Genomic DNA, 3,005 nt, shown 5'->3' with positions numbered 1-3,005 from the left:
TCATGGGATCATTATGATGCTGGAGGTTGGACTACCTGGCCTGAAGCTTATCTCATTCGCGCAGTTGTTCAGTATGGCAATGGAAGGGTTGCAGAACTTTCTCCTACTCCTGTAAAAAGAGTGGCTGCACATGCTGCAACTCCTGGAGAAAAAGTATTTGCTGATGAAATCAATCACAATGTAAATTCCAGCCGTGACCTGGAAAGCTACAACGTTTACCTTAATAATGAATATATCACACAAACCACTGATTTTTTCTATCAATTCACAGATCTGGAAATTAACAGCAGCTATCTTGCCGGAGTTTCCGCGCAATACACAACCGGAGAATCGGAAATAGTGACAGTTGAATTCGTTTATGCAGGTAATCATACTTATGGAGATATTGATGATAACAGTCTTGTGGAAGCTTATGATGCTTCGCTGACTCTTCAATATGTTGTAGGAATGGATCCTGCTCCTGCTGCCCCATTACCCTGGGAAGAATGGCGCATTACAGTAGCAGACGTGGATGGCAACAGCAGCGTGGAAGCGTTTGATGCTGCACTTATTCTGCAATACATAGTAGGTATGATCAATGATTTTCCTGTGGAAGGCCTAAGTAGATTTAATCCTGTTACTGCCGAGGTTCTGATCGAAGTAATTGATGATTGCCTTTACTTCACTGCTCAGGATAACCTGCTTTCCTTTGAACTGGAAATTAACAGCCATAAGGAGTTCCTGCAGACCCCTGAATTACTGATACATGACGCTATGTCTGCTTTTAATGTTGCTGAATATAAATTTGCCTTTGCCTCTGCTCAATATATAAGAGGTACTTTCCTGAAAATACCACTGCAAAGAAATCTGGATAATGAGCTTCCACAGAATATCAGTTTAACGCTCAAGATCAATTATGATAGTCAGACCAGGATCATCGATCTCACCTGTCTGGCTGGAGACACAGGTCAGTTACCGGAAGTTTCTGCTTTATTCAGCAATATGCCTAATCCCTTTAATCCCGAAACAAATATCAGATTCAGTATAAAAGCCGGAGAAACAGGGATTTTGAGCATATATAATGCCAAAGGGCAGTTAATGCAGAAAAAGAAGTTTCCTGAAGGCAGTCACGATTATTTCTGGAATGCAAACAACCGAGCTTCCGGAGTATATCTTTATCGATTGCAGACATCAAGCTATACTCAAACCCGCAAAATGCTGCTCCTCAAATAGGATAAACAATATCCAGCTCGAGAGTAATCTCGGGCTGGTTTATTTTAAAAGATGACAAACAACCTGAGGTTTCAGATTAGAACACAAAACTGGTCGATTGTGAAGAATAACTTGCTGCTGTTCTCAAGCTGAAAATCCTAACCTGCTGGCGGGACTCTTTGTCTTCATGTCCATCTGCCCACCACACAACGATCACGGGACTGAATTTGTCCAAACTGGTTAATCCTGATTTGTACTTATTCTTCCGTTTCAGTAAAATCTCATTTTCACTTCTAACAACGGTACCAATAGAACTGATTTTCATTTCTATCATCAAAACCTCCTTAATTTGAAGTCAATTAAAAAGGTCAGGAAATGTCTGTTTGTCCCCAACTTGTACATGTAGCTGATTCTAACACTTCCGGCAGTTTTTCGACTAGTATATCTCCTATCAAAGCATCGTGCATACCGAATGGTGTAATTGATTCTAACTGAATTTCCGAAGTGATCCGGTAAATGTTATCATAATTTTTGTTGAATCTATCAAAGCTTAATTCATCACGTACCCACATCAGAATTAAGATTTAACAAGCCAGTCCAATAGCTAATCCAAAAACATTGATCAGAAAAAATAACGGTTGCTTCTTTATACTTCGAATTGCTATTTTGATGTAATTCTTAACCAAGATCCCTCCAGATTCTTATATGTGCCGCTAATGTTTTGCATGTGCGGCGGAATCATCCCGATTTATCGGGACGTCGTAAATGAACAGATCAAATCGACGACACGCTTGTTAGCCGAATCATTTTTTCAATTTTTCGCTTTGAGCTTTAAAAAAGCAATGAGACTATCACTACTATCCATTATATAGTCAAGTGGAACTTTTAACATTGGATTTAGTTTAGAGCCAATGAAAGCTGCTCTTGAATCTGTTTGAAGACCGATTAACATTTTTTTGCTCTTTGTTAAGAATTTTTGACAATACGCAATACCAAGTTCAACACAAGCTCCTTCATCAGGAATTCTACCATCAAGAATGAAAAGAAAAATATCACATTCTAATATCATATCTCTATCCAGTTTGAACATCCTTTTTCGTTTTTCATCCTTTCTTGTTTTATCCAATGATTCTCTTTCTTTCTCAATTCCATCTCTTTGCGGTAAAAAAACTTCAAATCCAATTTCTTCTAGTTTAATTGTTAAAGATTCATTGAATGATCTTTCAGCTTCATTGAAAAGAGGCCCAGCAAAGTATATCTTCATTTATTCTCCTATTAATAATGTATATTACAAACATGCCACAACTGTTGTCTCCCAGGCAGTATTCGGTGATTGCCCGCTGGCATTATCAGAGCCATCAATCGAATTGACATTATAGACAATTCCTTCTAAAGGCACAAATGAACCCGCCAAAAAAAAATACCCAAAAATCTGTCACGATTTTGAACATTTTTAACCTTCTTCTATTAATTCATGGTAGTTTCAGCATGAATACGCATGATGCTTAAGGCTAGCTGCTGACATGCCCTTCTTTTCGGGTAAGTAGTAGTTTTTTATAAGCAATAAATACATCAAATATCATACGATTGATAGATTTGAGAAAACTTATCGTCATCATTTCTTCTAATCAACCTAAGATAATTAGATTTAATATTTCGTGAAATTTTTTCAATAAAAGTTTTATTTTTGAATAAATTTTTATAATCAAAAAAGCCCTCATTTTGCTCAGAATATTCTTCAAAATCAATATTTATATCAGGCGTGATTAATTCCCACATTTTAATTATGGAATTTTTTAAAATTTCCAATTTGT

At 36.9% G+C, this 3,005-nt stretch carries 4 protein-coding genes; 1 reads left to right on the top strand and 3 read right to left on the bottom strand.

Annotation, left to right across the window (positions count from 1 at the left end; genetic code table 11):
- On the top strand, window positions 1-1,212 hold a 1,212-nt coding region (locus tag RAO94_05410), incomplete at its 5' end, for a T9SS type A sorting domain-containing protein (protein MDP8321766.1).
- A gap of 76 nt (window positions 1,213-1,288) precedes the next feature.
- Here the strand turns inward: RAO94_05410 and RAO94_05405 are convergent.
- The 3 genes from RAO94_05405 to RAO94_05395 all read right to left on the bottom strand — a co-directional run.
- On the bottom strand, window positions 1,289-1,525 hold the full coding sequence (locus tag RAO94_05405) for a hypothetical protein (GenBank protein ID MDP8321765.1): 237 nt from the start codon (window positions 1,523-1,525) through the stop codon (window positions 1,289-1,291).
- A gap of 477 nt (window positions 1,526-2,002) precedes the next feature.
- A complete protein-coding gene (locus RAO94_05400) occupies window positions 2,003-2,455 on the bottom strand; it encodes a nucleoside 2-deoxyribosyltransferase domain-containing protein (protein MDP8321764.1) in 453 nt (150 codons plus the stop codon).
- A 308-nt stretch (window positions 2,456-2,763) separates the two neighbouring features.
- Window positions 2,764-3,005 (bottom strand): hypothetical protein (locus RAO94_05395; protein MDP8321763.1); only part of this gene is annotated, 242 nt, incomplete at its 5' end.

The organism is Candidatus Stygibacter australis (assembly GCA_030765845.1).
Classification (GTDB): Bacteria; Cloacimonadota; Cloacimonadia; order Cloacimonadales; family TCS61; genus Stygibacter; species Stygibacter australis.
Note: the sequence above shows the minus strand (reverse complement) of the source record. Positions and strands in the feature narration are given on the sequence as shown.